General features: G+C 70.0%; 25 protein-coding genes. 19 read left to right on the forward strand and 6 right to left on the reverse strand.

What is annotated here, in order from left to right:
* Nucleotides 1-19: 19 nt before the first annotated feature.
* Entirely contained in the window at nucleotides 20-481 is a 462-nt protein-coding gene (locus QN163_04030; GenBank protein MDR5683178.1) for an arginine decarboxylase, pyruvoyl-dependent, read from the reverse strand.
* A gap of 179 nt (nucleotides 482-660) precedes the next feature.
* On the opposite strand from QN163_04030, the gene QN163_04035 reads away from it, so the two are divergent.
* Complete coding sequence (locus tag QN163_04035; protein ID MDR5683179.1) at nucleotides 661-2,310, forward strand: hypothetical protein; 1,650 nt, start codon at nucleotides 661-663, stop codon at nucleotides 2,308-2,310.
* A 16-nt stretch (nucleotides 2,311-2,326) separates the two neighbouring features.
* Here the strand turns inward: QN163_04035 and QN163_04040 are convergent, their stop codons facing one another.
* A complete protein-coding gene (locus QN163_04040; GenBank protein ID MDR5683180.1) occupies nucleotides 2,327-3,613 on the reverse strand; it encodes a GGDEF domain-containing protein in 1,287 nt (428 codons plus the stop codon).
* 257 nt (nucleotides 3,614-3,870) lie between these two features.
* Here QN163_04040 and QN163_04045 point away from each other — a divergent pair, with 257 nt between their 5' ends.
* From QN163_04045 to QN163_04085, 9 genes are all read left to right on the forward strand, one after another.
* Nucleotides 3,871-5,127, forward strand: a complete 1,257-nt coding sequence (locus QN163_04045) for a phenylacetate--CoA ligase family protein (GenBank protein MDR5683181.1) — start codon at nucleotides 3,871-3,873, stop codon at nucleotides 5,125-5,127.
* Between the two features lie 69 nt (nucleotides 5,128-5,196).
* Nucleotides 5,197-5,373 (forward strand): 30S ribosomal protein S21, encoded by a 177-nt coding sequence (gene rpsU / locus QN163_04050; protein MDR5683182.1) that lies wholly within the window; start codon nucleotides 5,197-5,199, stop codon nucleotides 5,371-5,373.
* Nucleotides 5,374-5,464: 91 nt separating this feature from the next.
* A complete protein-coding gene (locus QN163_04055; protein ID MDR5683183.1) occupies nucleotides 5,465-5,752 on the forward strand; it encodes a GatB/YqeY domain-containing protein in 288 nt (95 codons plus the stop codon).
* 37 nt (nucleotides 5,753-5,789) lie between these two features.
* A complete protein-coding gene (locus QN163_04060; GenBank protein ID MDR5683184.1) occupies nucleotides 5,790-6,269 on the forward strand; it encodes an NUDIX hydrolase in 480 nt (159 codons plus the stop codon).
* Nucleotides 6,266-7,537 (forward strand): aspartate aminotransferase family protein, encoded by a 1,272-nt coding sequence (locus QN163_04065; GenBank protein MDR5683185.1) that lies wholly within the window; start codon nucleotides 6,266-6,268, stop codon nucleotides 7,535-7,537. The genes QN163_04060 and QN163_04065 overlap by 4 nt, the downstream gene beginning before the upstream one ends.
* Nucleotides 7,538-7,684: 147 nt before the next feature.
* The gene (locus QN163_04070) at nucleotides 7,685-8,395 is read left to right on the forward strand and encodes a CBS domain-containing protein (GenBank protein ID MDR5683186.1); all 711 of its coding nucleotides are present in this window, start codon (nucleotides 7,685-7,687) and stop codon (nucleotides 8,393-8,395) included.
* Nucleotides 8,396-8,398: 3 nt separating this feature from the next.
* On the forward strand, nucleotides 8,399-8,710 hold the full coding sequence (locus QN163_04075) for a DUF6504 family protein (GenBank protein ID MDR5683187.1): 312 nt from the start codon (nucleotides 8,399-8,401) through the stop codon (nucleotides 8,708-8,710).
* Nucleotides 8,711-8,801: 91 nt separating this feature from the next.
* Nucleotides 8,802-9,380 carry a DoxX family membrane protein gene (locus tag QN163_04080; protein ID MDR5683188.1) on the forward strand — a complete coding sequence of 193 codons (579 nt, stop codon included), beginning with the start codon at nucleotides 8,802-8,804 and terminating at the stop codon, nucleotides 9,378-9,380.
* 120 nt (nucleotides 9,381-9,500) lie between these two features.
* Nucleotides 9,501-9,644: a hypothetical protein gene (locus QN163_04085; protein ID MDR5683189.1), complete on the forward strand. Its 144-nt coding sequence runs from the start codon at nucleotides 9,501-9,503 to the stop codon at nucleotides 9,642-9,644.
* Nucleotides 9,645-9,656: 12 nt separating this feature from the next.
* On the opposite strand, the gene QN163_04090 is transcribed toward QN163_04085, so the two are convergent.
* Nucleotides 9,657-10,925 (reverse strand): hypothetical protein, encoded by a 1,269-nt coding sequence (locus QN163_04090; GenBank protein ID MDR5683190.1) that lies wholly within the window; start codon nucleotides 10,923-10,925, stop codon nucleotides 9,657-9,659.
* Nucleotides 10,926-11,070: 145 nt separating this feature from the next.
* Between QN163_04090 and QN163_04095 the strand changes: the two genes are divergently transcribed.
* The 8 genes from QN163_04095 to QN163_04130 are packed head-to-tail and all read left to right on the forward strand — an operon-like array spanning nucleotide 11,071 to nucleotide 18,088.
* Entirely contained in the window at nucleotides 11,071-11,430 is a 360-nt protein-coding gene (locus QN163_04095) for a hypothetical protein (GenBank protein MDR5683191.1), read from the forward strand.
* Between the two features lie 21 nt (nucleotides 11,431-11,451).
* Nucleotides 11,452-12,039, forward strand: a complete 588-nt coding sequence (locus QN163_04100; GenBank protein MDR5683192.1) for a 2-oxoacid:acceptor oxidoreductase family protein — start codon at nucleotides 11,452-11,454, stop codon at nucleotides 12,037-12,039.
* Complete coding sequence (locus QN163_04105) at nucleotides 12,008-12,295, forward strand: 4Fe-4S binding protein (protein MDR5683193.1); 288 nt, start codon at nucleotides 12,008-12,010, stop codon at nucleotides 12,293-12,295. Before QN163_04100 ends, QN163_04105 begins: the two co-directional genes overlap by 32 nt.
* Nucleotides 12,292-13,476: a pyruvate ferredoxin oxidoreductase gene (gene porA, locus QN163_04110; GenBank protein MDR5683194.1), complete on the forward strand. Its 1,185-nt coding sequence runs from the start codon at nucleotides 12,292-12,294 to the stop codon at nucleotides 13,474-13,476. Before QN163_04105 ends, porA begins: the two co-directional genes overlap by 4 nt.
* Nucleotides 13,467-14,384, forward strand: coding sequence for a thiamine pyrophosphate-dependent enzyme (locus QN163_04115; protein MDR5683195.1), 918 nt, complete (start codon nucleotides 13,467-13,469; stop codon nucleotides 14,382-14,384). The genes porA and QN163_04115 overlap by 10 nt, the downstream gene beginning before the upstream one ends.
* Nucleotides 14,381-15,148 carry a CBS domain-containing protein gene (locus tag QN163_04120; protein ID MDR5683196.1) on the forward strand — a complete coding sequence of 256 codons (768 nt, stop codon included), beginning with the start codon at nucleotides 14,381-14,383 and terminating at the stop codon, nucleotides 15,146-15,148. Before QN163_04115 ends, QN163_04120 begins: the two co-directional genes overlap by 4 nt.
* 1 nt (nucleotide 15,149) lies before the next feature.
* Nucleotides 15,150-16,430, forward strand: a complete 1,281-nt coding sequence (locus QN163_04125) for a Glu/Leu/Phe/Val dehydrogenase (protein ID MDR5683197.1) — start codon at nucleotides 15,150-15,152, stop codon at nucleotides 16,428-16,430.
* A gap of 17 nt (nucleotides 16,431-16,447) precedes the next feature.
* Nucleotides 16,448-18,088 carry a formate--tetrahydrofolate ligase gene (locus QN163_04130; protein ID MDR5683198.1) on the forward strand — a complete coding sequence of 547 codons (1,641 nt, stop codon included), beginning with the start codon at nucleotides 16,448-16,450 and terminating at the stop codon, nucleotides 18,086-18,088.
* A gap of 9 nt (nucleotides 18,089-18,097) precedes the next feature.
* On the opposite strand, the gene QN163_04135 is transcribed toward QN163_04130, so the two are convergent.
* Nucleotides 18,098-18,532 (reverse strand): SHOCT domain-containing protein, encoded by a 435-nt coding sequence (locus QN163_04135; GenBank protein ID MDR5683199.1) that lies wholly within the window; start codon nucleotides 18,530-18,532, stop codon nucleotides 18,098-18,100.
* A gap of 28 nt (nucleotides 18,533-18,560) precedes the next feature.
* Nucleotides 18,561-18,959: a cupredoxin domain-containing protein gene (locus QN163_04140; protein MDR5683200.1), complete on the reverse strand. Its 399-nt coding sequence runs from the start codon at nucleotides 18,957-18,959 to the stop codon at nucleotides 18,561-18,563.
* A gap of 287 nt (nucleotides 18,960-19,246) precedes the next feature.
* On the opposite strand from QN163_04140, the gene QN163_04145 reads away from it, so the two are divergent.
* On the forward strand, nucleotides 19,247-19,657 hold the full coding sequence (locus QN163_04145) for a DUF3795 domain-containing protein (GenBank protein ID MDR5683201.1): 411 nt from the start codon (nucleotides 19,247-19,249) through the stop codon (nucleotides 19,655-19,657).
* Here QN163_04145 and QN163_04150 read toward each other — a convergent pair.
* A complete protein-coding gene (locus QN163_04150) occupies nucleotides 19,635-19,865 on the reverse strand; it encodes a DUF411 domain-containing protein (GenBank protein MDR5683202.1) in 231 nt (76 codons plus the stop codon). The two genes, QN163_04145 and QN163_04150, sit on opposite strands and share 23 nt — an antisense overlap.
* Between the last annotated feature and the right edge of the window lie 268 nt (nucleotides 19,866-20,133).

The raw sequence follows: 20,133 nt of genomic DNA on the forward strand, positions 1-20,133 counted from the left end.
CCTCCGGTTCACCCGTACGTCAGTCCGGCCAGAATAGAACCGCGGCGACGACGCAGCCGATCCGGTCGACGACGTGTTCCTTCGCACCGACGAGCACCTCGCGCAGCCGCAGCTCGCGGATGGCGAAGGCCTCGTCGACCATGCGACGAACGATCTGCTCGGCGTTCTCCGCGGTGCCCTTGTGTGAGTACTCCATGATGACCCCGTAGGCGTCCTCGCTCAGCCCGACGCCGACCGCGGCGGCGATGCGCTCTCCCGGAACGTGGCTGGCGATGCGCGCATACACCGCCGGCATCAGCATCCCCTCCGTGATCCCGCGCATCGGAACGACCCGGACGCCCGCGGGAAGGATGCTCGTGACCCGCAGGAGGTTCAGGTTCGCGATGCCCGCGTCCATCAGAGCGTGGTCGAACGCGTTGATCTCGGTCGCGCCCTCGGCGGCGCCGGCGGCGATCGTTATGGCCTTCGGAGTTTCCCACATGCGCGATGGCCTCCCATCAACGTGTGAGCCGTCATCTGTCGGAGATCGGTCCACTGTCCGCCATCCTAAGTGGGATGCGCACCCTGCGCAAGGCCGAACCGGCGCCCGTGACGGTCCGTAGGGGAAGAGGGTGTGACGCCGGTAAGAGGAGAACCGAGTATCCGTTGGGAGGGAGGAAGTTGCGGCCGTCCGTTCCCGTGCTGCTGATGCTGGCGGTTGCCTTCGGCCCGAGCCTCGCGGCGGCTTGGGCAACCGGGCCTTCACCCACGCCGGTGCGCCTGCTGGGTTCCGAGGTCACGTCCCCGCAGCAGGTCGCCGCCGCGCGGTCCTCCGGCCAGAACGCCGTGAAGGTGCTCGTGGACTGGAGCCACGTGGAGCCGCAGCAGGGGCGGGTCGACTGGTCCCAGGTGGATGCGCTCGTGACCGCCGCGACCTCGGCGGGCATGAGGGTGGTGGGCGTGCTGGCCCATACGCCGCTGTGGGCGTCGATCGCCACTGGCACCGATCGTCAGGACAGGAACGTCTGGAGCCGTATGCCCCCGCGGCGGGCATCCGATTGGGCGACGTTCGCCGGCCGCGCGGCCGCGCGCTACCGTGGGAGGATCGCCGCCTGGCAGGTTTGGACACCGCTGGCGCTGGCATCCTTCAGGGGGACGGCCCGGGATTACTCCGAGCTGCTGGCCGCAGCACACCCGCAGATCCGCAGGGCGGATCCCAACGCGCGGGTGATCGCTAGCGCGCCGGTCGGGCTGGATCTGGCCTTCGTGCGCCGGTTGCTCGCAGATCATGGCAACCACCTCGACGGCGTCAACATCGCACCGCTGCCGTTGCGGCCCGAGCAGATGATCCGGGGACTGGGCAGGCTGTGGAGCGATTTGTTCGGCCCCCGGCCCTCCCGCCTCGTCTGGTGGATGGAGTGGACGCCACAGGCCGTCCGGCGATCGGAGGACACGGAAGCCGCTCTGCTGCTGCAGGCAGGCGCGCTTGCCGTCGCCGCCGGAGCGCAGGGGGTGTTCGTGGGCGACGTGCGACCCGAGGGCCTGGCCATCCTGCGGGTGCTGGGCCCACAGGTGCTGCCCAGGACGTTGGCGGGATTTTTGGAACGCAGCCCGCAGACCACGGTCCTCGTCTACGAGGAGGGGACTGCGGTGGCGTGGGGCGGCGGGGACCTGCGCCTGGAGTTTTCCCACGGCGTCGACGCCGGCGGACAGAGCGTGCCACCGGGCCCGCTGTCGTTGTCGGGCGGCCGCACCGTCGTGCTCCACGGGCTCAGCGCCGCGGTCGTCGACGAGGCGCGTCGGACCCTGCAGGCCGCGGGGGCGTTGCGGCCGGTGCTGGCGCCGGAGCAGGACTTCGGCCAGGCGGAAAGTGTGTCCGCGCGACTCGGTGAGCACAACGAGGAGCGCGGGCTGTACAACATGCCCTACCGCAGCCGGCGCAACGGCGCGGTGCGGGCCATCCGCGTGGGCGACGAGGAGGCGGTGCAGCTGGCCGCCGCGCGCGATGTCGTGTACGTGTACTTCGACGTGGACGACAGCTTCTTGTTCTTCAACAACCGACGCTACGAAGTGGAGATCGCGGTCGAGGTCCGCGGCGCGTCTGCGCCCGACCAGCTGGGCTTCAACATCTTCTACGACAGCGACACCGGCTACCGGTTCACGCCGTGGCGCGTCGTGGAGGCGCGCCAGGGTTGGATCACCTATACCTTCCGGCTGGCGGACGCGAACTTCGCCAACACATGGGGTTGGGACTTCGCGATCAACGGGGCGGGAAACCGCAGGGAGGACCTGGTCGTCCGGTCGGTGGCCGTTCGGCGGATGCCCAGGTAAGCGTGCGCGCAGCCCGTCAGGGTGCGGGCTCCTGGCCCCATGGGTGGAGGGGCGGATCGGCCGCCGGGGTTGGACCTGGCGCAGCCAGGTCGGTCTGGACTGGCGGTCGGGCAGCCCACTCCCGGGCGCGGTACATGGCGGTGTCTGCGGCAAGGACGAGCTGACCGGGTGTCGCCCCGTCCTGTGGATAGGTGGCACTGCCGACCGTCATGGCGACGCGTATGACCGCATCGCCCACGTGGATGGGCGTCTGCCGGATTTCCGCGGCCAGCGCGTCGGCCAGGGCGGCCGCGCCATGGGCATCGGTGCTGGGGACGACGAAGGCGAACTCGTCGCCGCCGATGCGGAACGCAAGGTCCGTCGTCCGGATGGCCTGGCGGAGGGCAGAGGCCACCTGGCGGAGGACTTCGTCGCCGGCGGCGTGCCCCATCGTGTCGTTCACCCGCTTGAGCCCGCGCAGATCGGCGATCAGCACGGACAGGGGCTGACCGTAGCGCGCGGCGCGCTGGAACTCGTCCTCGAGACGCTCGTTGAAGTGGCGCCGGTTGAACAGGCCCGTGAGGGCGTCGGTGATCGACGCTTCGTGCAGCGCCTGCATCGCCTCCTCCAGTCGCGTGTTCGCCTCGCGCATCTCGACGAACCCCTTGATCGCCAGGCTGGCCAGCAGCCACACCGCGACGGTGAGCGCGCTGCCCCCACGACCCGCGAGGAACGCGGCGACCATCAGGTACGACGACGGCACGTAGAACACGAGCGCGAACACCGTCAGGTAGGCCCACCGGCTTGGGGTCACGTGGGCGCGATCTCCGGTGTCGAGGTAGCGGCCGACCCCGGCCACCAGGGCGCTGGACGCCGCGAACAGACCTCCGCACAGCAGCAGCGCCGCGGCATCGCCCCACGATGTCGTGATCTCCAGCGGTCCGGTGACCAGGCGTTTGAACACCCCCGCCGCGGCCGACATCGTCACCGTCGCGTTGCCGAAGTACAGCATCCCGCGCCACAGGCTCGCCCGCTGCGTCGCCAGGAGGATGACCGTGGACAGCAGGTTGATGGGGACGAGCACCGGCCACCCGTAAAGCCAGGCGGCCGCCAGGGCGACGGCGCCCTGCATGGTGTACAGCACCCCGCCGGCCAGGCGGACGACGATGAGGTTCCCGACGGCCGACAGGGCCAGGAAGAACAGGTAGGAGGGCTCGAGCCGGACGACCCGGGGGACGGCCGCGACGGCGATTGCGCAACCCACACCGAACCACACGGCGGCGTACAGACGGTACGCAACCGTGTGCCCCGCCCCGGCGCCCACCGGGTCTGGTCCTCCCTCACCGCCCCGCTCGTTCCCCGGCGGGTTCGTGGCCGACCTCACGGCTCCCCCCCGAACCTATCCTTCCAGAACTTCGGCCCGACGCAACGAAATTTGTTCCCCCGGAGGTCTCCGGCCAGTCTCATCTGGCCGCAGGATCGGTGCCGTCACCGACAGAACGTTGTGCTGCGGCCTTTTCGCGCGCCGCCTTCGGAAGCGCCGGGCGGAACGGAACGCACGCGGGTGCGGGAGGCGGGAGGATGCGGGGTACTCCGCCGGATCGTTCGGATCGCCTGTTCGACGAGGTCGAGGGGTTCCGGCAAGAACAGCGGGTGCGTTGGCAGCTGGACCGCCTGGGCGATGTCCTGCGCACGGCGTCGGCGCCCTCCGCCCGCAGCGCGGCCCAGGCGGCGGGGCTGCTATGGGGGCCGGCGGGACTCGAGGCGCTGCGCCGCCTGCCGGTACTGCGCAAGGACACCTTGCCCCAACTGCAGGCGGCTTCGCCTCCCCTCGCTGGCTGGGCGTCGTGGGACCGCGTCCGCAAACTGTACGCGTCGCCCGGCCCGATCTACGAACCCGAGGGGCCGGGGCCGGACTACTGGGGGTTTGCGCCCGCGCTCCACGCGGCCGGTGTGCGGGCCGGCGACGTGGTCCTCAACTGCTACGCCCACCACCTGACGCCTGCGGGATCGATGATGGAAGGAGGGCTGCTGAGCCTGGGCGCGATCGTCGTCCCCGGCGGCGTAGGGAACACCGAGATCCAGGTGCGCGCCGCGGCGCACCTGGGCGCGACCGGCTACGTTGGCACACCGAGCTTCCTGGGGACGTTGCTGGACAAGGCCGTCGAAGCCGGCGTCGACCTGGGGTTGGAGGTCGCGCTCGTCTCGGGGGAGAGGATGCCCGAGTCGGTGCGCCGCCGATTCTCGGATGCCGGCATCCGCACGCAGCAGGCGTACGCCACCGCGGACGTCGGCCTGATCGCCTACGAGTGCCCGCTGCGTTCGGGCATGCACACCGCGGCCCGGTGCATCGTGGAGCTGCTGGACCCCGCCTCGGGCGACCCGGTATCGGAGGATGCCCCGGGCGAGGTCGTGGTCACGCTGCTAGACTCCACGTACCCGCTGTTGCGGCTGGCCACCGGGGACCTGGCGCAGTGGACGGCCGAGCCGTGCCCGTGCGGCCGCACCGCCCCGCGGCTGCGCGGGATCCTCGGTCGGGTCGGGGAAGCGGTCAAGGTGCGTGGGATGTTCGTACACCCCGCCGAGCTGCGCGCGGCCATGGAAGAGCATCCGCGGGTGATCCGCTACCAGTTCGTCGTGGTGCGGGCCGGCGGCCAGGACGAGCTGATCGCGCGGCTGGAGGCGGCGCCCGACCCCGCCCTGGAAGAAGCGGTGCGCCGCTCCGTGAGGGCGCATGCGCGGCTGCGTTGTAGGGTCGATTTCGTCCCCGCGGGCACCATCGCCGCCGACGCAGCGATGCTCACCGACGCCCGCACATGGGAGGATGGGGCTCTTTGACCCCGCGCGCCGCCGCGTGCTAGCATGATCTCGTTGCGCAGCACGCCGTGCCGGAAGGGGGGTGTGAGATTGGCCACTGTCCGCGTGGGGAAGGACGAGTCGCTGGACAGCGCCCTCCGCCGGTTCAAGCGCCAGGTCCAGCGTTCGGGCATCCTCGTAGAGGCCAAGCGGCACGAGCACTACGAGAAGCCCAGCGACAAGCGGCGCCGCAAGGCCGCCAAGCGGGCCCGCAAGGCATCCCGGTAGGCCGCAGCCTGCAGGCCAGGAAGCTTCCGGGCTCCGAGTGCACTTCGGAGCCCGTTGCCTTTAGCGCGAGCTGCGCCCGTCTGCGCGTGCCATGACACTCTCCGAACGCTTGCTGGCGGACCTGCAGACCGCCCTGCGAAACCGGGACGACGTGCGCGTCTCCACGATCCGGCTCGCCCGTGCGGCCATCCACAACGCCGAGATCGAGCGGCGGCGCCCCCTCTCGGACGAGGAGATCCAAGAGATCCTGCGCCGCGAGATCAGGCGGCGGCGCGAGGCGATTGACGCCTACCGGCGTGCGCAGCGCGAGGAGGCCGCCCACCGCGAGGAACTCGAAATGGCAGTGCTCATGGAGTACCTGCCCGCAGCCGCGCCGTGAACCGCAGGCAGGCAGACGGGTTGCGGTGCCGCCGACCATGACCCGACCCGGAGGCCGACCGAAAAAGCGTGCGTTCAGCGCCGGCGGGGTCGTGTTCCGCAAGAGCCCGTCGGGCATCGAAGTCCTGCTCCTGCGGCACGAGAGGGGCAACTGGATGCTCCCAAAGGGTACGACGGAAGCCGGCGAGAGCGACCAGCAGGTTGCGCTGCGCGAGGTCACCGAGGAGACCGGGATCCGCAATGTGCGCCCGGTCGCCGATCTCGGAGAGGAGCGCTACGAGTTCTACTGGCGCCCCCACGCGACGCTGTACGACAAGACGGTGCACTACTATCTGCTCGAGTGGCTGGGCGGCGAGGAGCCGACCCCTCAGCGCGAAGAGGGATTCGTCGCCGCGGAGTGGGTCCCGATCGAGGAGGCGTTACGCCGAATCCGCTACCGTGAGACACGTGAGATCCTCAGGCGCGCCCAGGCGATACTGCAGGGCGACTCCACACCCGCATCCGGGAGGACCCCTTGATCCCCGATCCCGATCGCATCGTCCAGGATACCCTCCACAAGTACGCGGAGTTCGTCAATCCCGGACTGGCCAAGCTCTACCGCTTCGCGGGGATCGAGACGATCGAATGGGAAGCCCAGGGCACACTCGTACGCGACGTGCACGGCCGCGAGTACCTGGACTTCTCCGGCGGTCCGGCGGTGTTCGCGCTCGGCCACCGTCACCCCGCCGTCGTGCAGGCGGTGATCGACCAGATCCAGCGCATGCCGATGTCAGTACGTGCGATGCCGCGGCGCCCCGAGGCCGAGCTCGCTGCGCTGCTCGCGGAGGTCACACCAGGAGACCTGCAGTACTCGTTCTTCTGCAACAGCGGTGCCGAGGCCGTCGAGGGCGCCCTCAAACTCGCGAGGCTGACCACCGGCAGGCCGGAGGTGATCGCGACCGAAGGGGGATTCCACGGCAAGACGATGGGCGCGCTGTCGGCGAGCGGACGTGAGAAGTACCGTCAGCCGTTCCAGCCGCTCGTGCCGGGATTCCGCCACATTCCGTTCGGAGACGCCGACGCGCTGGAACGCGCAATCGACGAACAGACCGCCGCGTTCATCGTCGAACCGATCCAGGGCGAGGGAGGCGTCGTCGTCCCGCCGGACGACTACCTGCCGCGGGTGCGCGAGATCTGCGACCGTACCGGCGTGCTGCTGATCGTCGACGAGATCCAGACGGGGCTGGGCCGCACGGGCAAGATGTTCGCCTGCGAACACTTCGGCATCACGCCCGACATCCTCACGACCGCGAAGGCGCTGGGCGGTGGCGTCGTCCCCATCGGTGCGTTCACCGCGCGCCCCGCGCTGTGGGAAACCCTCGGCCGCGACCCGTACCTGCACTCCTCCACGTTTGGCGGCAACCCCGTCGCCTGCGCCGCGGGCGTGGCGACGATCCGGACGATCGTGCAGGAGGGACTGGCAGACCGAGCGGGCGAGATGGGCCGGATCCTGTTGGCGTCCCTGCGCGAGATGGCCGACCGCCACGGCGGTCTGATCCGCGAGGTGCGCGGCCGGGGGCTGCTGATCGGTGTGGAGTTCGCGCACCCGGACGCGGCGCTGATGGCGTCGGCCGAGGCGCTGCGGCGAGGCGTCATCGTCTTCTTCTCGCTGAACGATCCGCAGGTCGTGCGTATCGCACCCCCGCTGATCATCACACCCGAGGAGATCGCCGCCGGGGTCGAGCGCCTCGAAGACGCCGTGGCGGAAACCGAACAGCTCTTCGCGGGGATCGAGGTTCCCTCCTGAACCACGACCGGCCCGCGAATGCCTTCTGGATGGCGGCCCGAGAGGATCGGCCGAATCGGATCGGGTGTCCGCCCGATGGCGCTTCCTTTCCGGACCGGGCAGGATGGATGCGGGGAGGTAGCGGACAGTTGAAGAAGAGGTGGCATGATGAGCGGTGAGGAGACAACCCAACGAAGGCCGGCTCGGCTGAGTGCGCGCGACGTGATGAGCGCACCGGTGATCACCATCGATCCCCAGGCGTCGGTGAAGGAGGCGGCCGAGCGACTGATCACGCATCACATCAGCGGGATGCCGGTGTTGACCGCCGACGGGCAGCTCGTGGGGATCGTCACGGAAGCCGACCTGCTGCACAAGGAGAGCGGTCCGCAGGGCGGGGGTCTGCTCGCGTTCGTCCGGGGGAGCGGCGAAGCGCGCAAGGCCGAAGGGCTCGTCGTCGCCGACGTCATGACCGCGCGTGTGGTCACGGTGACCGAGGAAACCCCGGTCCGGGAGATCGCCCGGCTCATGACACGCCACAAGATCAACCGGGTGCCGGTGGTCCGCGACGGCCGAGTCGTCGGGATCGTCAGCCGTGCCGACGTGCTGCGCGCGCTCGCGCGTCCCGACGCGGAGATCGCCGACGCCGTAGCGGACGTCCTGCTGCGGGAGCTGTGGATCGACACGAGCAAGATCCGGGTCGAGGTCGACCAGGGGGTCGTGCGTCTTTCGGGAGAGGTGGACCGGTACTCGGACAAGGAACTCGCCGAGCGCTGGGTGGCGGCGCTCGACGGGGTGGTCGCCGTCGACAGCCGGCTCACCTACCGGTACGATGACCGTTCGGCCCGGCTGGGCGACCGCTGGCCGCCGCCACGCCCGTAGGCGATGCGCAGCGCGCTTGCACCCTCGCAATCGGTCGCGGCCGCACGCCGGCCGGATGCCGCGGGCCCGCGTGATCCGTATCTGCACAGGCTGATCTACGAACCGGTGGAGGTGCGGGCGGAAGAGGGACGACCGGTCGAGTTCGTATGGCGCGGACGCCGGTACCGGATCGCCGAAGTCTTGGCGTCACCGAAGTGGTGGCGCCGGCGGCGCCGGTACGTCGTGCGCACGGACACAGCTGAGGTGTTCGTGTTGGTCCGCGAGCGGGGATCGTGGCTGCTGGCGGAGGAGCTGTACCCTGAACGGGCCGACTGACATCTCCTGCGGTCGCCCGACGGCAAATCGGGTGGCCGGCCGATGGCGAGTCAGGAGGCGGTCGGTGACAATGGGCGAGGAGGTGAGACGCATGGCCAAGACGGAGATCCGCGAGTACTACGAAGACCCGGCGTTCGTCCGCGTCCTGTTTGGCACAACGCGGTTCGCCTGGCTGTGGGCGATCGTCCGGATCTGGCTGGGCTACAAGTGGATCACCTCCGGGGTGCCCAAGCTCGGCAACCCGGACTGGGTCCAGACCGGTGCTGCGGTCCGGGCATTCTGGGAGCGTGCCATCCAGATCCCCCCGCCGCCCGCGCGGCCGCCGGTGGCGTTCGACTGGTACCGCGACTTCCTCGCGTGGCTGCTGAGCATCGGCGCCGAGGGGTTCTTCGCCAAGGTGGTGGCGTACGGGGAGGTCTTGGTCGGTGTCGCGCTGGTCCTGGGTGCGTTCGTCGGGATCGCGGCGTTCTTCGGTGCGTTCATGAACTGGAACTTCATGATGGCCGGGACCGCCAGCACCAACCCGGTGCTGTTCTTGCTGGCGATCCTGCTGATCCTCGCGTGGAAGGTCGCGGGGTACTACGGGCTGGATCGCTGGCTGCTGCCCATGCTGGGCACGCCGTGGAAGCCGGGCAGGGTATTCCGCGAAGCCGCGCAGGCGACCGACTGATGCCCACGCCCGCTCCCGAAGGGGCGGCGAATCGGCGAGCGTGGCACGCAGGGGCATGATTGAGCGCGCGAGGGCCCTGTCGGGTGTGTGCGTCCCCGGCGGGGCCCGTTGATTTCGGACATGTGTGGCCTGCGTCGGATCGTCGTCTTGCTGCTGGCCGGGGCGGCGGCGCTGTCGGTGTTCGCGGTCCTCACGTGGACGATCGTCGCCGTCGGCACGGACGTGCGCATGGGCCTTTCCGCCCGAACAGACGTCACAACCTGAGACGACGACTCGTCAGACCCGACCGGCCGCGCCGTCGAGGTTTGTGCGCACCGCTGCGCCGATCCACGAGGCCGCCATCAGATAAGCGAAGACCAGCGTACCCGTCAGCAGCAGCGCCCCCGCCACGGTCCCGGCAATCGGCTGCTGCAGCAGGACGGCGATGGGAAACAACGCCGCCGCGGCCGTCGTCAGCCAGAAGGCGAGGACGCCTTCGGTCGGGTGGTAAGGCGCCTGTAGCCTCGGCACCTCCGCCGCGCTCATCCCCTTCGCGTACCGGTAGTGCCAAATGAGGAACGGCGTGACCTTGTACAGCTGCCCGAGGATGGCCGGGGTCACGAAGCCGAACAGCACCCAGACCGCGGCGGCGACCGCCGCCCTCCGCCCCTCCACCGGCACCCAGCCCACCGCCCATCCCGCAGCGACGACCGTTTGCAGGGCCATCATCGTCGTGATCGCCCACCAATGGCGGTTCGTCAAGTCCGGTCTGCGGTCGGTTCCCCCGCGCACGAAGGAGCGCAGGTCCGCGGCGTAGAGCGCGCCCGCAACCGACAGTGCGAGCGTACCCGCTCGCGCGAGGGATCCGAGCGCTGAGAATGCCGCTGCCACCAGCAGGGCGATCCCGACGTTCGTCGCCCACAGGATTGCGGCGAGGCGTCCATCGCCGATCTGGCGGTTGCCGGTGAACCGCGGCAACAGGTAGTACGAGACGCTGATGATCAGCTGGCAGAACCAGCCCACCAGTCCCAGCACCGCGTGCACGCCGATGCCGGCGTGGGTGAGCAACGCCGGCCAGAACATGCGGATCCAGTTCCAACCCATCATCGCCCCCCACGTGGCCGCCAACCAAAGGTAGACGAGTGAGACCACGACGCCTGTGGCCGGAAGCGGCCAGCGCCGACGCTGGGGGACGCGACGCAGGACCTGCCACAGAAAGACCGTGATCCCCACCCACGTCACGGTGCCGCCGACGGCGATCCACAGCGTCCGGCGCGCCAAGAAGCCCGCGACCAGGACGGCGATGCCGGTGGTGGTGATGGCGAACTGCACGAGGGCACCGCGTCCCGGTTTGGCCGACACGCCGAGCACCGCGGGGAACATCTGGTGCAGCGCACCCATCGCGACCAGCGTTCCCCATGCCAGCGTCGCCAGGTGGTTGACCGCCAGGACGGGATAGGCGCGGTGGTCGCCTGCGGCGACGCGCCCGCCGATCCACGCCACACCCGCGCCGAGCAGGGGCAGGAGCAGGACGGCGGCGGCCATGAACGGGATGGCGGCGGTCATGCCGGGCATGGCGGCGAGGCGGGTTGCGATACGGGATGCGGCCGGGGATCCAGACAGACCCATGCAGGACGAGGATACCAAATCGGTTCGGCGCCCGATACCGGCGGGCGTGCGCGGTCGGTAGGGTGGACCCAGGAGGTGGGGCATGTCCGAGAGGTTGCGCGTGGCGATCGTGGACCCCTCACCGCAGGTACGGGACGCGATCGCCTCGCTCATCGAAGGCGAGGCCGACATCGTAGCGCGCGTGGGCTCGCTGCGCGAGTTGTTCAGTCTGCGCGACGGCGACGCCGACGTGGCGATCGCAGATTTCGGTGCGTGCTCAGGCGCGCGGCGGGCTGATTTGGAGGCTCTCCGCCGCCGCTGTCCGCATCTGCGTTTCATCCTGACGACCGTGGAGGAAGAGCAGGAATACGAGGACGCCGTCGCGAGTCTCAGCGGCGACGCATGGGTTCCGAAGAGCCACCTGGGACGGGAGCTGACAGAGGTTCTGCGCAGGATGGCCTAGCGAGGTGGGACGTTGGATCGCGTGGCCTTTCGAACGCTCGGCATTCGGTGGCATGGCCGCGGCGGATACGGCGTCAAGACCGCCGCGATGCTGCTCGCCGAGGCGGTAATCGACGCCGGCGGCTGGGCGCAGGCCTCGCCGGAGTTCGGGCCGGAACGGCGCGGTGCACCGGTGCAGGCCTTCACCCGCATCGGGCCCGCCCCCATCGCCCGCCGCGGTCCGATCGAGCGCCCCGATTTGGTGGTCGTATTCGACGCGCGCCTGCTGTCCGTCCCTGCCGTGCTCACGGGCGTCGGACCGCAGACCTCGGTGGTGCTGAACGCGCCGGCTGCGCCCGATATCCCGGGCGTGCCCCGCGCCCAGGTCGTCGCGGCGAACGCTTCGGCGATCGCCCGTCGGACGCTGGGCCGCGACGTCCCCAACATACCGCTGCTGGCCGTGGTGGTGACCCTGTTCACGCCGCTGGAGCGAGACTCGTTCTTGGCATGGCTGCGCCGCCGCCTCGGCTCCGAGTTCCGACCGGACGTCGTGGAGGCGAACCTGCGGGCCGCGCGCGGCGCGATCGAGGAGGCAGGGAATGGCGGGTTCGGTGACGTGGCGGCAACTTGACCGAGGGCCGGTAATCCCCGGCGGGACCAGCCGCGGCTTTTCCACCGGCGACTGGCGGCAGGAGGCACCGATCCTGGATCTGGATCGGTGTGTGCACTGCATGCTGTGCTGGCTGTACTGCCCGGATTCCTCGATCCTCGTGGCCGGCGGCCGGGTGGTGGGGATCGACTACGAGCACTGCAAGGGTTGCGGGATCTGTGCCGCGGTCTGCCCGCCGCGGGCATCGGCGATTCGCATGGAAGCGGAGGGCGCATGAGTGCGGTTCTCGGACGGCGCGTGGGCCTGACGGGCAACGACGCCGTCGCGCTGGCGTGGCGGCAGATCGACCCCGACGTCGTCGCCGCGTACCCCATCACGCCGTCCACGCAGATCGTGGAGCGGTTCTCACAGTACGTGGCCGACGGCGAGGTCCAGACCCAGTTCCTGGCCGTGGAGTCGGAGCATTCGGCGATCTCGGCCTGCGTCGGCGCCAGCGCGGCTGGCGCGCGCGTCATGACGGCGACGTCTTCGCAGGGCTTGGCGCTGATGCACGAGATCCTCTACGTCGCCAGCGGGCTGCGGTTGCCGATCATCATGGTGGTCGGCAACCGTGCGCTGTCGTCTCCGATCAACATCCACGGAGACCACTCGGACACGATGGGCTCACGCGATGCGGGCTGGATCCAGCTGTACTGCCGAGACGTGCAGGACGCGTACGACCGTACGATCCTCGCCGTGCGGATTGCCGAACGGGCACGCCTCCCCGTGATGGTCTGCCTGGACGGCTTCACCCTCACGCACAGCCTGGAGCCGATAGAAGCGTACCCGGACGAGGAGGTGCAGGAGTTCGTGGGCGAGGGCCCGGCCGACGGCTACGCGCTGCTCGGGGGCGGCGAGCCGATCAGCGTCGGGCCCCTCGCGCTTCCGGATTCGTACATGGAGTTTCGGCGCGCGCTCGCGGCGGCGATGGAGCGCGCCCGCGAGGTGATCGCCGTGGAGACCGAGGCGTTCAATACCCGATTCGGTCGGGCGCTGCCCGCGTTCGTGGAGAAGTTCGAAATGGACGATGCCGAGGAGGCCTTCCTGCTGATGGGCAGCTACGCCGACATGGTCCGGGACGCCGTGGCGCGCTGGCGGCGTGCGCGGCGCGTGGGCATGGTCAGGCTGGTGACCTTCCGCCCCTTCCCGGCCGAAGAGGTGGCCCGGGCGTTGGGCCGCATCCGGCACGTCCACGTGCTCGAGCGAGCGGACACTCTCAGCACCCTCGGGGGCCCCCTCGGAATTGAGATACGGGCTGCGCTGTACGACCGCGTCGTGCGGCCTGCCGTGACCGACGTCGTGTTCGGGCTGGGTGGTCGCGAGCTGACCGACGGCGAGATCGACGGCTTGCTGCGCGCCCCCGGAGCGGGCGATCGCCTACGCTACCTCGGCGTGCGGCAGGAGGGCGGATGTCGCTGAACCTGCGCGATCTGTCTCAGCGCTCGCAGGGGCTGGCGCCGGGCCACCGCGCGTGTGCCGGCTGCGGATTCCCGACGCTGATCCGCATGCTGCTGGCGACGTCTGCCCGGCCCCTGGTGGTGGTGAACGCCACGGGGTGTCTGGAGGTCGTCTCGACCATCTATCCGTACTCGGCGTGGCCCGTGCCCTGGATGCACAACGCGTTCGAGAACGCCGCGGCGACCGCCTCCGGCGTGCAGGCGGCGGCGGTGGCGCTGCAGCGCCGCGGCCGGCTGGACCGTCTGCCCAAGGTGGTCGCGATCGGCGGCGATGGCGGCACGTACGACATCGGGCTGCAGAGCCTTTCTGGGGCCCTCGAGCGCGGCACCGACTTCCTGTACGTCTGCTACAACAACGAGGGCTACATGAACACCGGGATCCAGCGGTCGAGCGCGACGCCGCAGGGTGCGCGCACCACGACGACGCCGGTGGGGGCACGCCAGCTCGGCAAGCCGCAGCCCCGCAAGGACATGACCGAGATCGTCGCCGCGCACGGCGCGCCCTACGTTGCCCAGGCGAGCATCAGCCATTGGGGCGATCTCGGCAAGAAACTCCAGAAGGCGCTCGCGACCGCCGGGCCGACGTTCCTCAACGTGCTGACGCCCTGCCAGCCCGGCTGGGACTACCCTCCGGAGCAGCTGGTTCAGATCGCGAAGATGGCGGTCGAGACGCGGTACTGGCCCCTGTACGAGGTCGACCGCGGCGTCTGGCGGATCACCTACATCCCGCGCGAACGAACTCCGCTCAAGGCGTTCCTCGAGATGCAAGGCCGCTTCCGGCACCTGCTCGACGATGAGAAGGTGCTGGCGGAACTGCAGTCTTGGGTGGACGCCCACTGGGAACGGTTGGAGGCACGCGCACGGGCATGAGCGTCCGCCCAATCGAGGAGGAGGGAGCCGGTCACGCAAGGGGGTGGGTCGTGCGAAGGCTGACGGCCAGGGACGTGATGACCAGCCGGGTCGTGACGGTGCGTCCGGACACGCCCATCCCCGAGGTCGCCCGCCTGCTCACCGAGCACCGGATCAGCGGCGCGCCCGTGGTCGACGAGCAGGGCAGACTCGTCGGGATCGTCACCGAACGCGACCTGCTCTTCAAGGAGGCCGGCCCGGGCGGGCTCCCCAAGCTCGCTCCCTACGTCCCTGCCCGCTCCGCAGAGGTCGGAGAGCAGGTTCGGCGGTACGAGGGGAAGGTGGCCGCCGACGTCATGACCCGCGACGTGGTCACCGCCGAGGAGCAGACCCCAGTTCGCGTGCTCGCGGCCACCATGGCCCGCCGTGACGTCAACCGCATCCCGATCGTGCGCGAGGGTCGGGTGGTCGGCATTGTCAGCCGCAACGACGTTCTCAAAGTCTTCTTGCGACCCGATACGGAGCTGACCGCCGCCGTGGCCGAGGCAATCCTGACGGATACCGGCATCGACCCGCAGAGCCTGGAGATCTACGTCCGGGACGGTGTAATCACGGTGCGCGGCCGGGTCGAGCGGCGCAGCCAGGCCGAGTGGATCCGAAGGTGTGCGCAGGCCATCGACGGTGTCGTGGACGTCGACGTCTCCGGTGTGGCCTACGTCCACGACGACCGGTCCTTTGCCGTGCGAAGGGTTGCCGGAGTTGACCCGTTGAGCAGGGGAGGGTGAGATGAAGCCGCTGGGCGAACTGGCACCGCCCGTGCCCGCCGTCGAAGATCCCTGGGAGATGGCGCTCCGACAGTTCGCGCGGGCAGCCGACCGGCTGCCGCTGAAGCGCGGCATTCGAGACTTCCTCGCACATCCTCAGCGTGAGCTGACCGTGAACTTCCCCGTGAAGATGGACGACGGATCGGTCCGCATCTTCACCGGCCACCGCGTCCTGCACAGCACGGTCCTGGGGCCCACCAAGGGAGGGATCCGGTACAGCCCGCACGTGACCCTCAACGAGGTCCGCGCGCTGGCGATGTGGATGACGTGGAAGTGTGCCCTGATGCACCTGCCGTACGGGGGCGGCAAGGGAGGCGTGAACTGCGACCCCGCCGGTCTGTCGGGCGACGAGCTGGAGCACTTGACGCGGCGGTTCGCGACGGAGATCAGCGTGCTGATGGGCCCCGCCAGCGACATCCCCGGTCCGGACGTCGGGACTAACGAGCAGATGATGGCCTGGATCATGGACACCTACAGCATGCACCGTGGCTACTCGGTGCCTGCGGTGGTGACCGGCAAGCCGGTGGTAATCGGAGGATCCGTGGGCCGGCGCGACGCGACGGGCCGCGGGGTGACGATCGTCATGCGGGAGGCGGCGCGCTGGTTGGGTGTGCCGCTGGAGGGAAGCAGGGTGGCGATCCAGGGGTTCGGCAACGTGGGCGAGGCGACCGCTCGCCTGCTTTACGGGCTCGGCTGCCGGATCGTCGCGGTCAGCGACATCCGGGGTGGGATCCACCGCGAGGACGGCCTAGATCCCGCCGCGGTGCGCCGACACCTGCAGGAGAGCGGGACCGTGGTGGGGTTCCCCGGGGCCGACGCGATCTCCAACGCCGAGCTGCTGGAACTGCCCTGCGACTTCCTCGTCCCGGCCGCGGTCGAGGGACAGATCACCGCGGCCAACGCTGCGCGGATCCGAGCGCGCGTGATCGTGGAGGGGGCCAACGGCCCCACCACCCCCGAGGCCGACGACATCCTGGAAGAGCGCGGGGTTCTGGTGGTGCCCGACATCCTGGCCAACGCCGGCGGCGTGGTCGTGTCGTACTTCGAGTGGGTCCAGGGACTGCAGCCGCTGTTCTGGACGGAACAGGACGTCGTCGAGCGGCTGGAGCAGACGATGGTCGCGGCGTTCGGGCGTGTGCTGCGGACCGCTCAGGAACAGGGCTCGAGCTTGCGCTCGGCGGCGATGGTGCTCGCCGTACAGCGCGTGGCCGACGCGCTGATGACGCGCGGCATCTATCCCTAGGGGCGCCGGAGCCGTCGATGCCGCGGGGTTTGCGACCGATCGGAGAGGTCGGCGCCGAGCTGGGGCTGCACGAGGAGGAGCTGGTCTACTACGGGCCGCACAAGGCCAAGGTCCGCGTAGAGGCCCTCACCCGACGCCGCGACGTCTCCGACGGCCGGGTGGTACTGGTCACGGCGATCACCCCGACGCCGGCCGGCGAGGGTAAGACCGTGACCGCGATCGCCCTGGCCCAGGCGTTGCGGGCGTCGGGATCTGGCGCGGCGGTCTGCCTGCGCGAGCCTTCGATGGGTCCGGTCTTCGGTCTGAAGGGAGGTGCGACCGGCGGCGGTCGGTGCACGGTGGAGCCGGCGGAAGACATCAACCTGCACTTCACGGGCGACCTGCACGCCGTCACCGCAGCCAACAACCTGCTCGCGGCGCTGGTGGACGAGCACCTGTACCGGTGCCGGGAGCCGCACATCGACCCTCGGAAGGTTGCGTTCCGCAGGGTTGTGGACGTGAACGATCGGGCTCTGCGGCACGCCGTGGTTGGCCTGGGCGGAGGGTTGCCGCGGGAGGAGCACGTGGACATCACCGCGGCCTCCGAGGTGATGGCCGTGCTGGGGTTGGCCGGGGAGTACTCCGACCTGCGCCGGCGGTGTGGGCGGATCCTCGTGGGGCGCACGCGCGACGGGCGCCCGGTGACCGCAGAAGACCTCCGCGCCGCCGGCGCGATGGCTGCGCTGCTGCGCGACGCGCTGATGCCCAACCTCGTGCAAACCCAGGACGGAACCGCGGCGTTCGTGCACGCCGGGCCGTTCGCGAACATCGCCCACGGCACCAGCTCGCTGGTCTCGCTGCGTCTGGCCCAGAAGCTCGTACCGATCGCGGTCGTCGAGGCCGGGTTCGGCGCGGATCTGGGCGCGGAGAAGTTCGTCCATGTCGTGGGCGCCCACGGCGGCCCCCAACCGCACGTGGCGGTCGTCGTGGTGACCGCGCGCGCCCTCAAGCACCATGCGGGAATCCCCTCCGATGGCCTCGCCGCACCGAACCCCGCTGCCGTCCGGCAGGCTCTGGCGCAGGTGCGACACCACGTCGACATCGTGCGGCGTCTGGGGATGCGCCCGGTGGTCTGCGTGAACGCGTTCAGCACCGACGCGCCCGAGGAGATCCGGGCGGTGGTGGCCGCCTCGGAGGCGTGGGGTGTCCCGGCGGCCGTCTCGCGCGGGTACGAATTGGGCGCAGAAGGCGCGCTCGATCTGGCGGAGGTCGTCCGCCAAGTCCTGCGGGACGCACCACCCGTCTCGCGCAGAGGCCTTTACGCGGCCGATGCGCCTCTGGCAAAGAAGCTCGAAGTCGTCGCCTCCGAGGTCTACCGCGCCTCAGGAGTGGAGTGGTCCGACGCCGCTCAGCGGAGCCTCGAGTGGGCCGAAGCGTGGGGGTTCGGCGGGCTGCCGGTGTGCGTGGCCAAGACCCAGTACTCGCTGACCGACGACCCGACCCGGCGCGGGGTGCCCACGGACTTCACGATCCGGATCCGGGACGTCGCGGTGCGGGCTGGCGCGGGGTTCGTGCTTGCGGTCGCGGGGGAGATCATGACGATGCCGGCGCTGCCACCGCGCCCGCGTGCGTGGGACATCGACCTGGACGCCGACGGTGCGATCCGGGGCGTGACCTGAGCGCGTCGCCTATCCGCGCAGCAGTCGTCGGGTCTGTTCGTACTCCTCGGCGGAGATCTCCCCCTTGGCGAGCCGGATCTGAAGCGCCGCCAGCGCTGCATCGCCGGACGGCCTCCCGCGTAGCAGCAGCACGACGACGGTGACCGCCAGCGCCAAGAGGATCAGCCACAGCAGCCAGGCGCCGCCCAACCACCAGCCGTTCCAGCTGCCGGGTCCACCCATCATCCCGCGGCCCATCATCCCGCCGCCCATCATGCCCATCATCTGGTTCATCCGGCCCATCATCTGCTGCATCTGCCCCATCATCTGGTTGCAGGCCGCCATCATCTCCGCGATGCTCCGGTCCTGCCCCGCAAGAGGCACGCCGGGCGTCGCCTGCGCCGCTGCGCCGGTCGCCGCGAGCAGCACGGCAACCAGCGCGAGCCAAACACCGGTCTTGCGCATCTCGACCCCTCCTCTCGCGCTGGTTGTTTCAGGGTGGGGCCTCGACTTGCATCCTCATCCCAGCTTCCTTGTGTCCGGGCACGGTGCAGACCGCCTCGTAGGTGCCAACCGGCAGATCGAGTTCGACCGTCCCGGTTTGTCCAGGCCGCACGAGGTGTTGCTTGTGCTGGGCGGCACCGTGCCCCGCAAGGGCGGGGATCGCGAAATCGTGCTCGACCGCGCCCTCGTTGACCAGCTCGAACTGCACGCCGTCGGCCTTCACCCGGACGACGTTGGGCTCGAATCCGAAGTCGCGCATCACCAACCTTACGACTTGAGTCTGTGCTGCAGGTCCCACAGGTGGGGACGCGGCACGCGGGGCGCATCCTGCCAGTCCCGTCGCCGCCCCGACAGCCAGAACCGTCCCGACGAAAAGCGTATTCCACATCCGCGCGCCCTCCTCCTGAGCTCAAGCCCAGCACGACCGCGTCAGGCTGTAAATCCGAACGGCCGGTCGATCGCGCCGGCCGCGGGGGTATCCGGCGTTCCCCTTGCGATCGTAGCGGCGCCCCGTGAAGCCGGGGTGCGGCGGATGTGAAGATCCGGTGAAGCGGCTGCGCGGCCGGTCGTCGGAAGCCGGCGCATGGATTTCGACGGCCCCAGGACGGAATCGGTTGCCGGCCCGATGTTCGATGCGTCGCGGGAGTGGTACGGGTCCTATAGGGAGGGATGCCTATGGCCACCGAGGTCGGAAGGGAGATCAGGGACTTCGCCGGTGTCTGCGGTCTGTACTGGGAGGCCAGCGCTTGGTACGAGACCCTGGGTGTGACGTGTGGCATGCAAGCCCTTGCGCCCCTGGTCAACGTCTGCCCGGTGTACGCATGCGCGAAGCAACGCGGTGTGGAGCACTGCGGGGTGTGTCCGGAGTTCCCGTGTCATCTGCTGGTGAACCTGTCGGCGCAGAGCGGACCAGGTGACCCGCGGATCGAATCGGCTGCCCTCCGGGCTGCACTCGGGGACGAGGCGTGGGCGGAGTGGGCGCGCGCACAGCAGTGGGCGCAGGCCTTCTGTCCGCTGCGCGACCTTGCCGGGCCGCATCCCTCCCAGCGTGCGCGCGGCTATGCTACAGGCGTGCGAAGACGCTGACGCCGCCGCGGCCTACTCCGTAGACGACCAGCGGGGCGATCCTCTCTTTGCCCATGCCCGGGGACCCTGCTGGCATGCCCGGTAGCGCGATCCCGGCAAGAGGCGGTGCTTCCCGGAGCAGTTTCCCAATCGCAGCCACCGGCACGTGTCCTTCCACGAAGTAGCCCGCGACCGTCATCGTGTGGCAGCTGCGCAGCGCTCCGGGCACACCCAGACGGTCCTTGATCCCGGTGAGGTCCGGGTGTGGACGATGCGCACCGCGTACCCGTTGTCGCGGAGATAGCCCACATACGCAGCGCAACAGCCGCAGGTCGGCGACATGTACACGGTCAGGCCCGGCAAAGTGTCCGTGGCACTCCGGGCGGGGCTTTGCGCTGAGGACAGCCCCCCAACGCCCACGGCGGCCATCCCGATCGCAGCGAGCACGAGGAAGGCCGCACGTCGACGTAGGCGGCAGGAGTGGGCGCCCTCAGGCC

It is taken from the genome of Armatimonadota bacterium (genome assembly GCA_031432545.1).
GTDB classification, from domain to species: domain Bacteria; phylum Sysuimicrobiota; class Sysuimicrobiia; order Sysuimicrobiales; family Sysuimicrobiaceae; genus Caldifonticola; species Caldifonticola tengchongensis.